The organism is Trinickia acidisoli (assembly GCF_017315725.1).
GTDB classification, from domain to species: Bacteria; Pseudomonadota; Gammaproteobacteria; order Burkholderiales; family Burkholderiaceae; genus Trinickia; species Trinickia acidisoli.
Window position 1 is genome coordinate 2,325,501 of the sequence record NZ_JAFLRG010000002.1, and the last position, 16,677, is coordinate 2,342,177.

Consider the following 16,677-nt stretch of genomic DNA (forward strand, 5'->3'; position numbering starts at 1 on the left):
AACCTATAGGAACGAATCGAGTGATATGAGGAAATGAGGCGATGGACGGCTTCTCCGATCTGAATCTGTTCGCGTTGGTTGCGCGCAATCGCAATCTCGCCGCCGCGGCGCGCGAATTGGGCGTGACGCCACCGGCCGTCAGCAAGCGGCTGGCGCAACTCGAGCGGCGCCTCGGCGTGCGGCTGATGAACCGCACGACGCGGCGTTTGAGCCTCACGCCGGAGGGCGAACTTTATCTTGCGAACGGCTCGCGCATTCTCGATGAGCTGTCCGAATTGGAGCAACTCGTGACGCGCAGCCGTGCCGAACCAACGGGGCTGCTGCGCGTGAACGCGTCTTTCGGTTTTGGGCGGGCCCATATTGCTCCCGCTGTGTCGGAGTTCGTCGAGCGCTTTCCCGCGATGAAGATTCAGCTTCATCTAACCGACAGGCCGCTGAGTCTTCAGGAGGAGGGCTTCGACATCGGCATTCGATTCGGTGAAGTGCCGGACGTGCGGGTCAATGCGCGTTTGTTGTTGAAGAACCGGCGCATCGTGTGCGCGTCGCCGGCCTATCTGAAGCGGCATGGCAAGCCATCGGGGCCGCACGACCTCACGCGTCACGCGTGCATCGTGCTGCGCGAGAACGAATCGGCGTACGGCAGTTGGCATTTCTCGCGAGGCAAGCGAACTGAAACGATAAAAGTCGATGGCGCGCTATCGAGCAATGACGGTAGCGCCGTGCTGCGGTGGGCGCTCGATGGGCGGGGTATCGTCGTGCGCTCGCAGTGGGAGATCGCGGGCCACATCGCGCGCAAAGAATTAGTGCCTTTGCTCGTCGAATGGATGCTTCCGAACGCGGATATTCACGCGATCTATCTCGAGCGCAACAAGCTGTCGGCCAAGCTGCGCACGTTCGTGGATTTTCTAGGCGACCACTTGCGGGAGGCGTTCGGCGCAGAGGGTTAACGTTTCGGTTAAACCATCCGCCGCTAAGTTCAATAGACGGCAACCCCATGCGGCTCGATCATCACGATGCCACCTCCGCTTCCTCACTGACTGCCGATGTGGCCGCGTCTCGGTTTGCCGGTTTGGACGCGCCGCATGGAGACGTGTATGAGCAGTGGATGCAAATCCCTTCGGGGTCTCGTCAATGATTGGTTCGGAAACGGCCAGAATTTCCGTGTCGTCCGGCCGGATCGTTCGAGGAAAATGCCGTGGCGGGCGGTGAAGGTCGAAGTGGAACGGGCGTCTGGAACGTTGGCGATCGTCTTCTTTCGACACGGCGACGGCTCATGGTGCGTCTATCCGCCCTCGACGATTCAACCCGCGATGAATTGGAGTCATTGACTCTCGGTTTGTCGAGCCAGTGGTCAGTGTTTGCGCCGCAATTCGGCGCGCAGTGCTGCCAACGTCACCGCGACGCCTGATAGATCAGTAAATTCCCTACGTCGGACGCGCTTCGACTTCTCCGCAAGCGCGCGCCGAACCCATCCCCGCCCCTTCCTGCCGCCCGGAAACCCTTGCCACTCAAGGCTTCCCCGCCGTCCTTCCTTCCCGCCTAATTTTCAGCGACCACTCCATACATCGGCTGCATAACCAGAGGTATGGGTAAAGGCCAAGGAAATGTAGCGGGATGGGTCGATTTGGCTTGGTACGCTGCAATCCATGCAATAGACGACCGGCCAGTGATTCGCCATCGCCGCAATACCGCGCACATCGCGCATATCGCGTAACGCGTTGGACTAGAAAAATAGACGAGTCAAAGCACGGCCGCCTCGACCGAGGGCCGCCTGGTCGAGGTCTTCGATTTCTTGAACTTGCCCGTTGGGATGAATCAATGCCCCCGAATCTGACATTCGCACCGCAGGACGTGATCCCGCCAAGTGCAATCAATGTGGAAGCCGTCTCGCCGGTCGCAAATTCGATTGCGGTTTCCGGGACCGATATTCTGACGGTCCGGCGTTTGTCGAAAATCTTCGGTCCGAAGCCCGAGCGTGCCGCCGATCTGATCAAGCAAGGGCTTGGGCGAGACGAAGTATTCGAGCGCACGGGCAACATGGTGGCGGTGAACGACGTCAGCCTCAGCGTCAAGGCCGGCGAGATCTTCGTCATCATGGGTTTGTCGGGTTCCGGTAAGTCGACGCTCGTGCGGCTACTCAATCGGTTGATCGAGCCCACGTCCGGCCAAGTCGTGCTCGAAGGCCGCGACATCGCGCCGATGTCGACGTTGGAACTGCGCGACGTGCGCCGCAGAAAGATGGCGATGGTGTTCCAGTCATTTGCGCTGTTGCCCAATCGCACGGTGCTCGACAACATTTCATATGGCCTCGAAGTCGCCGGCATGAAAAAGACGGCGCGCTACGAAATCGCGCGCGCCGCGCTGACGCGGGTGGGCCTTGGTTCATACGAAAAGCTCTTGCCCGGCGAACTCTCTGGCGGCATGCAGCAGCGAGTCGGTCTTGCCCGCGCGCTGGCCGTGAATCCGTCGGTGCTGTTGATGGACGAAGCATTCTCCGCATTGGACCCGTTGATTCGATTCGAAATGCAGAGCGAATTGCTGCGGCTCCAGAAAGAGGAGCAGCGGACCATCGTTTTCATTTCGCACGACATCGACGAAGCGATCAAGATCGGCGGCCGGATCGGCATCATGAAGGACGGTTGCCTGATTCAAGTCGGTACGCCGGCCGAACTCATTCAGTCGCCCGCCGACGATTACGTGCGGGACTTTTTCCGCCATGTCGACGTTTCGCGCTTTCTCAAAGCCCATAGTTTGCTGACCAAGGTGGAACGAGGGCTCATATCCGGCGATATGGGCAAGCCGGCGGAGCGTTACCTCAATCAGATCATCGACAGCGGTGTGGAGTGCGGTTATGTGTGCGATCCGTCCGGCCGATACCAAGGCTGTGTCACACCGGCGTCGCTCCACAAGGCCGGTGCTCGCGCGCTGCGCGAAGCGTTGCTGAACGATGTGACGGCAGTCTCGCTGAGCACGGACCTGCATGAACTCGCCGCCATTGCCTTGAACCAACAGCACGACGTGCCGGTTCTCGATGCGGCCGGGGGGCTCGCGGGCATCGTGTCGTGCAGGACGATACTCAAGCAAGTGATGGAGCGGAGGGCAGCATGAATTCTTCGATCGTCGGCCAGTTTGCAGAGAGCGCCGTCAACTTTCTGTTCAATCATTTCCAGGGCGGCTTCAATGCGTTTTCGGCGGGGCTGGGGGCGGTGGTCAAGCTGCTCGAGAATGGCCTAGGAGCGATTCCGTTCGTCGTCATGCTCGTTGCGTTGGTGGCGCTCGCACTCTGGCGCCGAGGGATCGCGTTTGCGATTTTTGTGGGGCTCGCGCTGTTGCTCATTCATTACATGAAACTCTGGCCGCAAACGGTTTCGACGCTGGCGCTCGTGGTTGCGGCCACGGTTTTCAGTTTGATCATCGGCGTGCCGCTCGGTATCTGGGGTGCCCGCAACAATCGGGTCGAACTGATTCTGCGCTCGCTGCTCGATTTCATGCAGACGATGCCGGCGTTCGTTTATCTCATTCCGGCCGTCATCCTGTTCGGATTGGGCCGAGTGCCCGCCGTGATCGCCACGGTGGTATTCGCCATGCCGCCCGTCGTGCGCCTTACGACGCTCGGTATTCGGCAAGTGCGAGCAGAACTGCTGGAGGCTGGGCGTGCGTTCGGCAGCACCGATGCACAACTGCTCTGGAAAATTCAACTGCCGAACGCGATGCCGTCGATCATGGCCGGCGTCAATCAAACCATCATGATGTCGCTCTCGATGGTGGTGATCGCCTCGATGATCGGTGCCGGCGGACTCGGCGAGTATGTGCTGAGCGGCATCCAACGCCTCGACATCGGCATCGGCTTCGAAGGCGGGCTCGGCGTCGTGCTGCTCGCGATCGTGCTGGATCGATTGACCGAGACGTTCGGCGTGAAGTCGAAGAAGGCGCGGCCCGCTGCCAGGGCGGCGAAGTCCGGCGTAAAAAGCGACGCGGCGGCGCGTACTTGACGGCAAGGTGCAGGCGCGCGGCTCGATAGCTGAGGAAGGTGAAGGGCGGGAGACCGCAGACTCGACGTGGCAGTACCGGTGACATGGTTCAAAACCACACAAATCAAGTTAGGAGTCCTAAATGAATGGCAATGTTTTCAGATCGCTCATCGCCAAGGTTGCGATATCGGCGTTCGCTGCTTTGAGCCTTGGGGTGGGATCCGCCGCGGCAGCGGAACCGATCAAATTGGCGATCACGGATTGGGCCGATGTCCTGGCCACGGCCAACGTCGCGAAGTACGTGCTCGAAACCAAGCTCAACCAGCCGGTCAAGTTCGTCAATGCGGATATCGGCATTCAGTTCGAAGGCGTCGCACGCGGCGACCTCGACATCATGGTGGGCGGATGGCTTCCCGTCACGCATGCGGTGTACTACGCAAAGTACAAGAATGATTTGGACGACGTCGGCATCATCTATACCGGCGGTAGAAACGGATGGGCCGTGCCGGCGTACGTGCCGGAATCCGAACTGTCGTCGATCTCAGATCTGAACAAGCCGGACGTCAAGAGCAAGCTCGACGGCACGATTCAGGGAATCGGGCCGGGAGCGGGCTTGATGCAGGCGTCGGAGAAGACGATGCAGTCCTATGGCCTATCCGACTACCACCTGCAATCTTCTAGCGAAGCCGGGATGCTGGCCGCCGTATCGCGCGCCTATCAATCCAAGCAATGGGTTGTTGCCACGGTTTGGAGCCCGCATTGGCTCTGGCAAAAGTGGCATATGCGCTATTTGAAGGACCCCAAGGGCACGTTGGGCGGCGAGGAACAGATTCACGCATTCGCGTCCAAGCAGTTCGCCAGTAAGTTTCCTCGTGCGGACGTGTTCTTCAAGCATTTCAAGCTGACGCTCGCCGATGTCGAGGCCATCGAATTCGACGGCAACAGTACGAACGACTATGCGGCAGCGGCGAAGAAATTCGTCGACGCGCATCCGGACAAGCTGAAAGCTTGGTTGCAGCAGTAAATCGAACCCATGTAATCGCCTTCGGGAGTGACCAGTGAACGAACACGCGCGCTTTTTTTCTGAAACGCTCCAGGGCCGTGATCCCGTCATCGCATCGGAGATCGCACTCGAATTGCGCCGCCAGCAAACCCAGATCGAGCTGATCGCTTCCGAGAACATCGTCTCGGCTGCCGTGATGGAGGCACAAGGTACGGTACTGACCAACAAGTACGCCGAGGGATATCCGTCGAAGCGCTATTACGGCGGCTGCGAGCACGTCGACCGAATCGAGGCGCTCGCGATCGATCGCGTCAAAGCGCTCTTCGAAGCCGACTATGCGAACGTGCAACCGCATTCGGGCGCACAAGCGAACGGCGCCGTGATGCTCGCGCTGGTCAAGCCCGGCGATACCGTCATGGGAATGTCGCTGGACGCCGGTGGGCATCTCACGCATGGTGCGCGTCCCGCGCTGTCCGGCAAGTGGTTCAACGCGGTGCAGTACGGCGTGAGCCCGGAAACGTACCGGATCGATTACGACAAGCTGCGCAGGCTCGCGCAAGAGAGCCGTCCGAAGCTGATCATCGCGGGTTACTCGGCCTATCCGCGAGCGCTCGATTTCGCGGCGTTCCGGGACATCGCGGATAGCGTGGGCGCCATGCTGATGGTCGACATGGCGCATATCGCGGGCATCGTGGCGGCTGGGCGACACGAGAATCCGATCGGCTTCGCGGATGTGGTGACGTCGACGACGCACAAGACGCTTCGCGGACCGCGCGGCGGCTTCATTCTCACGAACAACGGCGACATCGCCAAGAAGATCAATTCGGCCGTGTTCCCCGGATTGCAGGGCGGGCCGCTCATGCACGTCGTCGCGGGCAAGGCCGTGGCGTTCGGCGAAGCGCTTCGGCCCGAGTTCGCGCTCTACATCGATCAAGTCCTGCGCAACGCCGAAGCGCTCGGCAACGTCCTGCAATCGGGCGGGCTGAATCTCGTGACGGGCGGCACCGACAATCATTTGCTCCTCGTCGATTTGCGCGCGAAGCGAATCACCGGAACGCAGGCCGAGAAGGCGCTCGAACGCGCGGGTATCACTTGCAACAAGAACGGCATCCCGTTCGATACGGAAAACCCGACGGTGACTTCCGGCATTCGGCTGGGCACGCCGGCCGGCACGACACGCGGATTCGGCGCGGCTCAGTTCGCGCAGGTCGGGGAAATGATTCTTGAAGTGTTGTCGGCGCTCGAGCACGAGCCCACCGGCGACGAGAAGGTGGAGCGCGCCGTGCGCAGCCGCGTAAGAGATCTCTGCAGCCAGTTCCCGATCTATTCGCATGCGGTGGATGTCGTGTGACAGGCGAATGTGAATCACGGACGCGACGAACCATGACTGGCACACGCTTCCTTCCAAATTACTTGTTTGAAGATCACTGAAGAGAGATACCGAAATGAGCTTCGAGGGCGTACATACTCCGCTGGTGACCCCGTTCAAGGCGGATGGGGAAATCGATCATGACTTGCTCGGCAAGCACGCCGCCGACCTCGCCCGTCGTGTGTCGGGCTTAGGCGTGGGCGGAACGACGGGCGAATACTACGCGTTGAGTTTCGAGGAACGCGTGAAGACGTTCGACACGGTTGCCGAGGCAGCCGGCGGCAAAACGTATTTGACCGCCGGCATCAATGCGACCACCACCCAGGAAGTGATTCGACTCGGCAAGGCGGCCAAGCGCGCCGGGATGCAGGCCCTGCTGGTTGCCGCACCGTACTACGCGCAGCCTACGCAGGAAGAGTTGCTCACCCATCTTCTGAAGGTGGACGACGCACTCGACTTACCCATCATGCTCTACAACTTCCCGGCCCGAACTGGGACGGAAATCGGCGACGGTGTTCTGGCCGCACTGCTCGAACGCCCGAACTTCATCGCCATGAAGGAGAGCACGGGGGACATCGCGCATCTGCATCATCTTGCTACTCACTTTCAAGGTCGGCTAGTGCTGAGCTGCGGCATGGACGATCAGGCGCTCGAATTTTTCGCGTGGGGCGCGCGCAGTTGGGTTGGCGGGGCCTCGAATTTCTTGCCGGAGGCGCACACCGAACTTTTCGATGCGTGTGTCGAGAAAGGCGATTTCGCGCTGGGGCGCAAGCTGATGGCGCAATTGCTGCCGGTGCTCGAGTTACTGGAGCGCAGTGGGAAGTTCATCCAGTACGTTCGCTACGGTTGTGAGTTGGCAGGCGTCCCCGTCGGCGTTGCACGCGCGCCGCTCGGCGCGCTTTCCAACGACGAGCGCAGCGCATTTGCAACGCTCGTCGAACCGATGTTGCGCAACGATCGATAATTCGCATGGCCTCGAAACTGGAATTCGCGCGGTTTCCCGCACCCGATGGCGTGAACGGATGGTGGGAAAGCTTGCCGCCGCCGGCCCCGGCACTGACGGTGTCGTCGGAGCATCGCTTCGATTGGGTCGTCATCGGCGGCGGCATGACGGGCCTCTCCGCGGCTCGCCGCTTGGCCGAGCTCGCGCCCGGCGCTTCGATTGCACTCGTGGAGGCGGACCGCATCGGACGCACGACCGCCGGGCGCAATTCCGGTTTCTTCGTGGATCTGCCGCACGATATCAGCAGCGAGAGCTATTCGCGCAGCGTTGACGCCGATAAGGCGGACGTACGGCTGCAACGTCACGGCATCGACTATGTGCGCTCGATCGTCCGTCAGCACGGCATCGATTGCGATTGGCGAGACGACGGTAAGTTTCATGCCGCGGTCAACAAGAAGGGACAGGCGGCGCTTTTGCACTTCGCGCAGGGCTTGGATCGTATCGGCGAGCGTTTCGAATGGCTCGACGAAGCCGCGATCGAAAAGGTGACCGGTACCGGCTTCTATCGTGGCGCGCTCTTTACGCCCGGTTGCAGTACGGTTCAACCGGCTGCGCTGATGCGAGGCCTTGCGGCGACGTTGCCGGCGAACGTCAAGGTCTTCGAGATGAGCGCCGTGAAGGCGATCGGGGACGGTCGCGAGGCGAAAGTGTTGACCTTCGAGCGCGGCAAGATCGTGGCGAAGCGGGTGGTGCTCTGCACGAATGCCTATGCGGCGACGTTTGGAGGGCATCCGAATGGTTTGTTGCCCGTTTATACGTTCGCGTCGTTGACGCGCGTGATGAATGCCGACGAGGTGAGCAAATTGGGGGGCACGCGATCATGGGCGCTGATTCCGGCCGATCCGATGGGCACCACCGTGCGCCGTTTGATCACGGACCGCATTTGCGTTCGCAATCACTTCGCATTCAGACCTAACCTCGAAGTGTCTCAAGCGGATCTCGCGAAAGCGAAGAGCCTGCATCGACGTTCCTTCGATCGGCGCTTTCCGATGCTCGAGAACGTGGAGTTGGAATGTACGTGGGGCGGGCCGTTGTGTCTCTCCGCCAACAACGGCGCACTTTTTGGACAGCGAGGCGATGGTGTTTTCGAAGCCGTCGGTTGCAACGGTCTCGGCTTGAGCAGAGGGTCGGCGGCGGGCAAGCTCATTGCGGAGTACGCGCTTGGGCAGTCGAACGACCTCGTGCTTCAGCTTCTGAATCAGCCGCATCCGCGTTCGCTGCCCGCCCGTCCCATTGCCGACGTGGCGGTATCGGCCGCGATCTGGGTCAAGGAATTCACGGCAGGGGCCGAGCTTTAATTTTCAAGGACGAGACGATGGCGACTCATCAGGAATGGAAGCAAAGAGCGGAAGCGCTACGGCTGGACGGTCGCGCTTTCGTTGCCGGGCAACGATGTGCGGCCGTTTCGAACGAAACGTTTAGTACGCTCAATCCGTCGACCGGCAAAGTGTTGGCCGATGTGGCCAAGTGCGATGCGAAAGATGTCGATCGCGCCGTCATCGCGGCTAGGGAAGCGTTCGAGCGTGGCGTTTGGTCGAAAGCCACGCCGGCCCAGCGCAAAGCTGTTTTGCTCCGGCTCGCGCAGTTGATCGAGGAAAACGCCGAGGAGCTTGCGCTGCTCGAAGCACTCGAAGCGGGCAAGCCGATCAGCGAATGCCTCGGATTGGACATCCCCGATTCGGCGGCATGCGTTCGCTGGCACGCGGAGGCCACCGATAAGCGCTACGACGCACTGTCGCCCTCCGGTCCGAACGTCGTCGGCATGATCACGCGGGAGCCGATCGGCGTGGTCGGCGCCGTGCTGCCGTGGAATTTCCCGGCGCTCATGCTGGCTTGGAAGATTGGCCCGGCGCTTTCCGTCGGCAATAGTGTCATCGTGAAACCTGCCGAGCAGACCTCGTTGTCGACGTTGCGTATCGCCGACCTCGCATTGGAAGCGGGGGTGCCCGCAGGCGTCTTTAGCGTCGTCACGGGTTTCGGCGAAGGCGCGGGGCAGGCGCTCGGGTGTCACGCCGATGTCGATCTCGTCGCATTCACAGGCTCCACGGAAACGGGCAAGCGCTTTCTGCGGTACTCCGCCGATACGAATCTGAAGCGTGTCGTACTCGAGTGCGGCGGTAAGAATCCTCAGGTTGTTCTGCCGGACGTGGCCAATCTCGACCCCGTTGCCGAGAACGCAGTTGCCGCTGCGTTCTGGAACATGGGCGAGAATTGCAGTGCCGGGTCACGTATCCTCGTGCCGGCGGCGATGAAGGCGCAATTGCTGCGGAAAGTTCAGGGCGTGCTCGAGGGCTGGAAGACCGGCGATCCGCTCGACCCCGCTGTGAAACTCGGTTCGTTGATCGAGCGCCAGCATTATGAAAAAGTGCTCGCGCACATCGAGAAGGCGAAGGCCGAAGGCGCGCGGTTGGTGTGCGGCGGCAAGGCTACGCTGACTGAGAGCGGCGGCTGGTTCGTCGAGCCGACCCTCTTCGATAACGTCACGCCTGAAATGACGATTGCGCGCGAAGAAGTGTTCGGTCCGGTCCTGTGCTTCATCGAATACAGCGACGTCGATGATGCCGTTCGAATCGCCAACGACACCTGCTATGGGCTGGCCGCATCATTGTGGACGGACAACGTCAATCAAGCACACAAGATTGCAGCGCGTATCCGCGCGGGGACGGTCACGGTGAATTGCTTCGGCGAGGGCGATCTGTCCACGCCGTTCGGCGGCTTCAAACAGTCGGGCTTCGGCGGCCGCGACAAATCGATTTACGCACACGATCAATATTGCGAGCTGAAAACCACCTGGCTGAAGCTGGAATGAAGGTGGTTCGCGTGATCGGCGGCCCAGCTTGGGAGGTTGGGTCGATCGTTCTTGCGGAAAGCGTTGGCAGCGTAGGTGGTAGGCGGATAGCAGCCAGCGTGTAGCGCACGGAAGCGTCACCGGCGTCGACCTTGAGTTGGCCTGGCGTTGATCTCTTGCCAGAAAGTGGGGTCGCTAGCAAACTGTTCTCGTTCCGAGTGTTCGTCGACCGATGGACGACGGCCGCCTTATCAAGGGACAATGCGACCGCTTTATACGTCTCCGACCCTCGAATCTCTCGGGTGTGCGCTTATTAGGTGGTGGCCATGCAAAAAAAGCAGTTGTTTGCTGACAGACTTCTCGCCCAGATGCCGTCGCTCAGGGCATTGAGATGCTTTGTCACGGCGGCGCGATACGAGAGCTTCACGCAGGCTGCCGAGGTGCTGTGCGTCACCCAGGCTGCGATCAGCAGGCAAATCAAAGAACTGGAGGATTCACTCGACGTCGCGCTCTTCGAGCGCTCGGGAAGACACATCGCGCTGACCGACGCCGGACGCATTCTTTACAACGCGTCGTATCTGTCGATCATGAACATCGCGGAAGCGGCCGAGGCCGTGCGGCGCACGGATAAGCACGCGCTGACGGTGTGCGTCTCCCACACGTTCTCCGCACTGTGGCTGTCGTCTAGATTGCCCATGTTCCGCAAGCGGTACCCGGATATCCGATTGCACGTGATGGTGACCGAGCATTTCATGGAGCTCGATGGGCTCATGGAACCCGACGTCATCATCACCAAAATTCCGCCGCGCGAAGCGGAGTATGAAGTGGAGCCGCTTTTTCACGACGTCGTTTATCCGGTATGCAGCCCATCGTTCTATGAGCGTCGCTTTCAGGGTAGATCGTTGAAACCGATGGACCTTCTGTTGCATCCGACGTTGAATCTTTCCCTGCTAGGGCGCGCGCAAGTTTGCGAGCATGTCGACTGGCGCGTATGGCGCAACTGGTTTCAGCAGAGCGATAGCTCCGACGTGCTGGCGGGCGATGATCATCTGGAGAGCAATGACTATCGGCTACTCGTCGCACAAGCTGAAGCGGGCGAGGGGACGCTGCTTGGCTGGCATCATCTGGTGCATCGCCAGGTGGAGCAGGGAAGCCTCGTTCGGCCGGTTCAGGACGCGCTCGTGTTTCACGACCGCCATCACTATTTGATTACGCACAAGAACGCCAAGCTCCGCCCGGAATATCTGCACTTCCGCGAGTGGCTCGCCGAAGAGGTCGGCGCGATGATGCGCGAATGGCGCGACGCTGAAGCCGGCATCGTCGAGTAAGGGCATACAGATACCGCGTTGCAGGCAGCTCCATGCGCAATTCCTCGATCGAATCCAAAACCGAACCTACTCCGAGGATTCGCTTTGGGATCGTGCTGTTGCCCAACTTTACGTTGACCGCGTTTTCCGGCTTCGTCGATCTGCTCCGCCTCGCGAGCGACGAAGGCGATATGAGCCGACCGGTTCGCTGCTCATGGACCATCGTTGCCGAGTCGATCATTCCCGTTAGAGCGAGCTGCGGCATTCAGATCACGCCTTGGACGACGTACGAAGAGGCCGGGCCGTTCGATTATGTCGTCGTCGTGGGGGGCTTGCTCCATTCGGGCTCATCGGCCAGCGAGGCCACGCTGCGATTCATTCGCGCCGCGGCCAATACGTCGGCGACGCTGGTCGGCATCTGCACAGGCGTGTTCGCCTTGATGCGAGCAGGTGTCATGGACGGATATCGCCTATGCGTGAGTTGGTTTCATTACTGGGATTTTGTCGAGCGTTTTCCGCAAGCCGATGAACGCAAGCTCGTTGCGGACCGGCTCTTCGTCATCGACGGGCGACGCATCACATGCTCCGGGGGACGGGCGTCGATCGACGTGGCTGCGGCTATTTTGCTACGGCATGTGGAAGCGACGATCGTGCGAAAGGCCCTTCGCATCCTGCTCGTGGACGACGCTCAAAAGGGGCATGCCCCCCAGCCCTATCCGCCAGGGCTCGAACCCGCCACGCATCCCAAGGTGAGGCGAGCGATCCTTCTGATGGAGCAGCATATCGGCCAACCCTTGAGCCTGGCGGAGCTTGCCCAGCGGCTCGAGGTATCGGCGCGGCAACTCGAGCGTCTCTTCACCGCCGAAACGGGGAAATCCCCGAACGCATATGGACGGCAGATTCGGATTCGGATGGCGTCTTGGCTGCTGACGAGCTCGGATAGGACGGTTGCGGATATCGCGACGTCATGCGGCTTCTCCGATGCGTCGCATCTTGGGCGTGAATTCAGAAAGGAATTCGGCGAATCGCCGCATGCGTTTCGTATGGCACGACTGCCGAATCATGCGTTGGTGTCGGCTGCCACTTGATCGGCGTGCAGGAAAGATTTCATGGATGACGCTGCATGCAAATCGACGCTTCTCTCTCTTAATTCCTAAAGGAAACGATACGAATGACTACAAACCCTATCGACGATGAACCGCATGCGCTAGCGGGATTGAAGGTGAAGGAAGGGCGGCGCTGCTATTCGATCGATGAGCGCGATTGGCGTGCAATGAAGATCGGCGATGCCGTGCTGCCCGGTTTTTTCTGGATTCCGGTGGCGAAGGACGAAAGCGGTGCGTGGAGCAGCTATTGGATGCGACTCGAGCCCGGTGCCCGCTCGTTCGAACATCGGCACGACTCGACGGAATTGATCATGATTCTCGACGGCGTGTTTACCGACGACGACGGTACCGACTTCCATCCGGGAACGACGGTGTCTTACCCTGCCGGCTCACGGCATAGCACCTCGTCCGCAACGGGATGCACGGTGCTGGTCGTGGCGCGGACTGAATCGTCGGTCGTCGATCACTGACTCCTGCATGAAAAGCAGCCCTGACGCTCAAGGCACGAGCGCACCCAATCCGATCGTAGGCGTACGCAGATACTGCGTCGCCATGATCTTCAGGTCGCGCCGCAATTCGAAGCTGAACAACTCGGGCGCATAAAGGATCGACCGATGCGTGAGCGCCTCCACGGCCGATTCGACGATGAACGCGGCGAGATGGATGTTCGGACGTTGAATCGGTTCGCCACAGCTTTGCAAGGCCTGCTCGAGCAAGTCGGTGATGGCTAGCGACACGCGGCTCAGGTGCCGCAGTTTGCTGACGCGGCCGATCTGCTCGAGCAGCGCGCGCTGAAGTGCCACGTCTTCCGCATAGGCATCGATCGTCGTATCGACCCAGGCCGCCACCGCGGCCTCGATGCCTTGACCTTCGACGGCTTTGAACGCTTGCGCGTACAGCTCCAGCAGATGGTCGCAGTGCCGCTTGATGAGTTTTGCTGCAAGCGCTTCCTTGCTCGTGAAGTACTCATAGAGCGAACCGACGCTGACGCCCGCGGCCTCGGCGATGCGCGTCGTGCTGGTGGCGTCGAACCCATCGCTCGCGAAGAGCTGACGCGCCGCTTCGAGAATCGCGTCGACCGTCATGTGCGAGCGCCCCTGGCGGGGTTTGCGCCGCACGGCAATCGGTTCGATGGGTTTGGTCTTGCTGCTGAACGTCACGATTTCACTCTCCGGATGACAGCGTGGGCGCGAGCGGCGAAGCCTCGAGCGCAAAGCGCGCAGCGCCCCGTGGCGATTGTAGCGGCGGCAAACGCGCGGCCGAAGCCGCATTAACCCTTGGCATGCGAAGGATCCGAATGACGCGTGCCAATCGGGCTGGCATGGCCCATAACCCCGCGCCGCAAGGGCTTGCGCGCGCACCGACGAAATCCGAATAGAGCCGCTTGCACGATCTGTCTATGATCGGTTCCATCAGCTTTCCATAGCAAAAGAGGGGACATGTCAGGACACATGATGCGCATGCCGCTGCGGGTGATCGACCTGCTGCGACATGCGAAGCGCAACCATCCGCGTGCGGAGATCGTCAGCCGCCGCGTCGAAGGCGACATCCATCGCTATACCTATGCGGATGCCTACGATCGCGTTTGCCGCCTGGCTCGCGCGCTGGGCCGGCTTGGCATCGGCCGAGACGCGCACGTCGGCACGCTCGCCTGGAATGGCTACCGGCATTTGGAGCTTTACTACGCGAGCGCCGGCCTCGGCGCCGTTTGCCATACGCTGAACCCGCGCTTGCTGCCGCAACAAATCGCCTGGATCGCCGCGCACGCCGGCGACGAGATCCTATTCTTCGACGCGACCTTCGTAGGCCTCGTCAAAAGCATTCGCGCTCAGTTGCCGCGCGTGCGTCATTTCGTGTTGCTCGGTGCGTCCGACAACGCTGAGATGGCCGACGCCGCGGATGATATTCCGGGCCTCTTGTTCTACGAAGACTTAATCGCCGGTGAACTCGGCGACGAGTTCGACTGGGCGAGCTTCGACGAGAACCAAGCGTGCGGCCTTTGCTACACGTCGGGCACGACGGGTGACCCGAAAGGTGTCGTCTATTCAAATCGCTCGACGATTCTGCACGCCTATGCGAGCGCGCTGCCCGATTCGCTCGGTTTGTCGGTGCGCGACACCGCACTTCCTGTCGTGCCGATGTTCCACGTCAACGCCTGGGGGTTGCCCTATTCGATGCCGATGGTCGGCGGCAAGCTCGTGTTTCCCGGCCCCGCGCTCGATGGCAAGAGTCTCTATGAACTCTGCGAAAGCGAGGGGGTGACCGTCGCCGCCGGTGTGCCGACGATCTGGCTCGGCCTGCTGGACCATGTGCGTTCGCGCGCTCTCTCGTTCAGTTCGCTGCGGCGCACGGTGTTGGGCGGCTCCGCCGCGAGTGAGGCGATGATTCGCGAATTCGAAGAGGTCTATGCCGTGCGCGTGATTCACGCATGGGGCATGACCGAAACGAGCCCGATCGGCGCGGTCAATCAATTCAAGCCGGTGCACGATGCGCTCGCGCCTGCCGAGCGCTATCGGTTGCAGGCGCGCCAGGGCAGAGCGCTGTTCGGCCTCGAGATGCGGATCGAAACCGACGAAGGCGAGGCGGCGCCGCATGATGGAGAGGCACGCGGGCGTTTGCTCGTCAAAGGTCCGTGGGTCGTCGACACCTATGCGGGCAGCGTGCGTGCCGCGCGGGGCGACGGCTGGTTCGATACCGGCGATATCGCCACGATCGACGCCGACGGATACATGAGCATCGTCGATCGTTCGAAAGACGTGATCAAGTCCGGTGGCGAATGGATCAGTTCTATCGAGTTGGAAAACGCGGCGATGGGCCATCCGTCGATTCAAGAGGCCGCGGTGATCGGTCGGCCGCATCCGCGATGGGTCGAGCGGCCCCTGATGCTATGCGTGCTGCGGCCGGGGCACGCGCTCACGTGCGAGCAATTGCGCGACTGGTTGCGCGAGCGGGTGGCCCGGTGGTGGTTGCCCGATGCCGTCGAATTTCTCGACGAACTGCCGCATGGCGCCACGGGCAAGCTGCTGAAAGCGCGTTTACGGGAGCGCTTCGCGCATTACCAATTCCAAGACACCACACAGAACTCGGAGGACCGTTCGTGAGTTCCGTTTTCAACGCGAATCTGCTCGCTGGGCAGCATGCCGTGATTACCGGCGCCGGCAGCGGCATCAACAAACGTATCGCGGAACGCTTCGCGATTCAGGGGGCGTGTATTTCGATCGTCGGCCGCAACGCTGGCAAATGCGAGGTCGCCGCGGCGGAGATTCGCGCGCTCGGCGGGACGGCGCAGGGTGTGGCGGCGGACGTGCGCGACGCCGACACGCTTGCCGATGCCTTCCATCAGGCGAGCGACGCCTTCGGTCCGATCGATATCTGCATCGCGGGCGCGGCAGGAAACTTTGTGGCCGAAGCGGCCACGATGTCGACGAACGGATTTCGCACGGTGATCGATATCGATCTGATCGGGACATTCAATACGTTTCGCGCGGCGCTGCCGTTGCTGCGCGAGAAACGCGCGAATTTGCTGGCCGTATCGGCCGTGCAGTCGGCACTGCCGACCGCGACGCAGGCACACGTCTGCGCGGCGAAAGCCGGCATCGACATGCTCGTGCGCACACTGTCGATCGAGTGGGCTGCGCGCGGTGTGCGCTGCAATGCGATCGCACCCGGGCCGGTGGCCGATACCGAAGGCATGAAGCGTCTCGCGCCGAGCGGCGAGGCGAGTTGGCGCCGTCTGTTGTCGGGCATTCCGATGCGCCGTGCGGCGGAATGCGATGAGATCGCCGATCTCGCATTGTTCCTCTGCAGTGGTGCCGCGAGCTACATCAACGGGACCGTGATCGCCATCGACGGCGGTCAATCGAATCTCGGTTCGCAACAGTTCGGCGACATGTTGCTCGATTCGCTGCGAGAGACCTGACAGGCATCGCGCTATGACATTCGCCGCGCGGATCGAAACTACTTTCTCGAGCGAGCGACGCACTCTAACGAAGCAGGAGACGCCATGACAATCAGTGAAACGGCATTCACGCTCAGCGCGCGGGACGATCACCCCATCGAAGCATTCTGCTGGCGTGGGGAGGAGGGCGCGGCGCGGGGCGTTGTGCAGATCGTGCACGGCATGGCCGAGC

Annotated in this window: 14 protein-coding genes; 13 read left to right on the top strand and 1 reads right to left on the bottom strand. The window is 61.1% G+C overall.

What is annotated here, in order from left to right:
* The first annotated feature begins 41 nt into the window (after positions 1-41).
* The 11 genes from J3485_RS28675 (at position 42) to J3485_RS28725 (ending at position 13,017) form a co-directional block, all read left to right on the top strand.
* Complete coding sequence (locus tag J3485_RS28675; protein WP_206958158.1) at positions 42-947, top strand: LysR family transcriptional regulator; 906 nt, start codon at positions 42-44, stop codon at positions 945-947.
* 871 nt (positions 948-1,818) lie between these two features.
* Positions 1,819-3,108 carry a quaternary amine ABC transporter ATP-binding protein gene (locus J3485_RS28680; protein WP_206958160.1) on the top strand — a complete coding sequence of 430 codons (1,290 nt, stop codon included), beginning with the start codon at positions 1,819-1,821 and terminating at the stop codon, positions 3,106-3,108.
* On the top strand, positions 3,105-3,992 hold the full coding sequence (locus tag J3485_RS28685; RefSeq protein WP_206958162.1) for an ABC transporter permease: 888 nt from the start codon (positions 3,105-3,107) through the stop codon (positions 3,990-3,992). The genes J3485_RS28680 and J3485_RS28685 overlap by 4 nt, the downstream gene beginning before the upstream one ends.
* A gap of 121 nt (positions 3,993-4,113) precedes the next feature.
* Complete coding sequence (locus tag J3485_RS28690) at positions 4,114-4,995, top strand: glycine betaine ABC transporter substrate-binding protein (RefSeq protein ID WP_206958164.1); 882 nt, start codon at positions 4,114-4,116, stop codon at positions 4,993-4,995.
* 34 nt (positions 4,996-5,029) lie between these two features.
* Positions 5,030-6,325 (top strand): serine hydroxymethyltransferase, encoded by a 1,296-nt coding sequence (gene glyA / locus J3485_RS28695; protein WP_206958166.1) that lies wholly within the window; start codon positions 5,030-5,032, stop codon positions 6,323-6,325.
* A gap of 94 nt (positions 6,326-6,419) precedes the next feature.
* Entirely contained in the window at positions 6,420-7,307 is an 888-nt protein-coding gene (locus J3485_RS28700) for a dihydrodipicolinate synthase family protein (RefSeq protein WP_206958168.1), read from the top strand.
* Positions 7,308-7,312: 5 nt separating this feature from the next.
* Positions 7,313-8,644, top strand: a complete 1,332-nt coding sequence (locus tag J3485_RS28705; protein ID WP_206958170.1) for an NAD(P)/FAD-dependent oxidoreductase — start codon at positions 7,313-7,315, stop codon at positions 8,642-8,644.
* 17 nt (positions 8,645-8,661) lie between these two features.
* Positions 8,662-10,155: an aldehyde dehydrogenase gene (locus tag J3485_RS28710; RefSeq protein ID WP_206958172.1), complete on the top strand. Its 1,494-nt coding sequence runs from the start codon at positions 8,662-8,664 to the stop codon at positions 10,153-10,155.
* A 305-nt stretch (positions 10,156-10,460) separates the two neighbouring features.
* Positions 10,461-11,462, top strand: coding sequence for a LysR substrate-binding domain-containing protein (locus J3485_RS28715; RefSeq protein ID WP_206958174.1), 1,002 nt, complete (start codon positions 10,461-10,463; stop codon positions 11,460-11,462).
* Between the two features lie 32 nt (positions 11,463-11,494).
* A complete protein-coding gene (locus J3485_RS28720; RefSeq protein WP_206958177.1) occupies positions 11,495-12,529 on the top strand; it encodes a GlxA family transcriptional regulator in 1,035 nt (344 codons plus the stop codon).
* Positions 12,530-12,612: 83 nt separating this feature from the next.
* Complete coding sequence (locus tag J3485_RS28725; RefSeq protein WP_206958179.1) at positions 12,613-13,017, top strand: cupin domain-containing protein; 405 nt, start codon at positions 12,613-12,615, stop codon at positions 13,015-13,017.
* A gap of 27 nt (positions 13,018-13,044) precedes the next feature.
* Here J3485_RS28725 and J3485_RS28730 read toward each other — a convergent pair whose 3' ends face one another.
* Complete coding sequence (locus J3485_RS28730; RefSeq protein WP_206958181.1) at positions 13,045-13,707, bottom strand: TetR/AcrR family transcriptional regulator; 663 nt, start codon at positions 13,705-13,707, stop codon at positions 13,045-13,047.
* Between the two features lie 279 nt (positions 13,708-13,986).
* On the opposite strand from J3485_RS28730, the gene J3485_RS28735 reads away from it, so the two are divergent.
* Together J3485_RS28735 and J3485_RS28740 are read left to right on the top strand one after the other, a co-directional pair.
* Positions 13,987-15,648 carry a long-chain-fatty-acid--CoA ligase gene (locus tag J3485_RS28735; RefSeq protein WP_242538973.1) on the top strand — a complete coding sequence of 554 codons (1,662 nt, stop codon included), beginning with the start codon at positions 13,987-13,989 and terminating at the stop codon, positions 15,646-15,648.
* The gene (locus J3485_RS28740) at positions 15,645-16,466 is read left to right on the top strand and encodes an SDR family oxidoreductase (protein ID WP_206958183.1); all 822 of its coding nucleotides are present in this window, start codon (positions 15,645-15,647) and stop codon (positions 16,464-16,466) included. Before J3485_RS28735 ends, J3485_RS28740 begins: the two co-directional genes overlap by 4 nt.
* Positions 16,467-16,677: the final 211 nt, after the last annotated feature.

Excerpts from the sequence above, each read along its gene's own strand:
- J3485_RS28685 (WP_206958162.1), top strand. The coding sequence starts at position 3,105 with ATGAATTCTTCGATCGTCGGCCAGTTTGCAGAGAGCGCCGTCAACTTT.
- J3485_RS28700 (WP_206958168.1), top strand. The coding sequence starts at position 6,420 with ATGAGCTTCGAGGGCGTACATACTCCGCTGGTGACCCCGTTCAAGGCG.
- J3485_RS28715 (WP_206958174.1), top strand. The coding sequence starts at position 10,461 with ATGCAAAAAAAGCAGTTGTTTGCTGACAGACTTCTCGCCCAGATGCCG.
- J3485_RS28690 (WP_206958164.1), top strand. The coding sequence starts at position 4,114 with ATGAATGGCAATGTTTTCAGATCGCTCATCGCCAAGGTTGCGATATCG.
- J3485_RS28675 (WP_206958158.1), top strand. The coding sequence starts at position 42 with ATGGACGGCTTCTCCGATCTGAATCTGTTCGCGTTGGTTGCGCGCAAT.
- J3485_RS28720 (WP_206958177.1), top strand. The coding sequence starts at position 11,495 with ATGCGCAATTCCTCGATCGAATCCAAAACCGAACCTACTCCGAGGATT.
- J3485_RS28705 (WP_206958170.1), top strand. The coding sequence starts at position 7,313 with ATGGCCTCGAAACTGGAATTCGCGCGGTTTCCCGCACCCGATGGCGTG.
- J3485_RS28725 (WP_206958179.1), top strand. The coding sequence starts at position 12,613 with ATGACTACAAACCCTATCGACGATGAACCGCATGCGCTAGCGGGATTG.
- J3485_RS28735 (WP_242538973.1), top strand. The coding sequence starts at position 13,987 with ATGTCAGGACACATGATGCGCATGCCGCTGCGGGTGATCGACCTGCTG.
- J3485_RS28710 (WP_206958172.1), top strand. The coding sequence starts at position 8,662 with ATGGCGACTCATCAGGAATGGAAGCAAAGAGCGGAAGCGCTACGGCTG.
- J3485_RS28680 (WP_206958160.1), top strand. The coding sequence starts at position 1,819 with ATGCCCCCGAATCTGACATTCGCACCGCAGGACGTGATCCCGCCAAGT.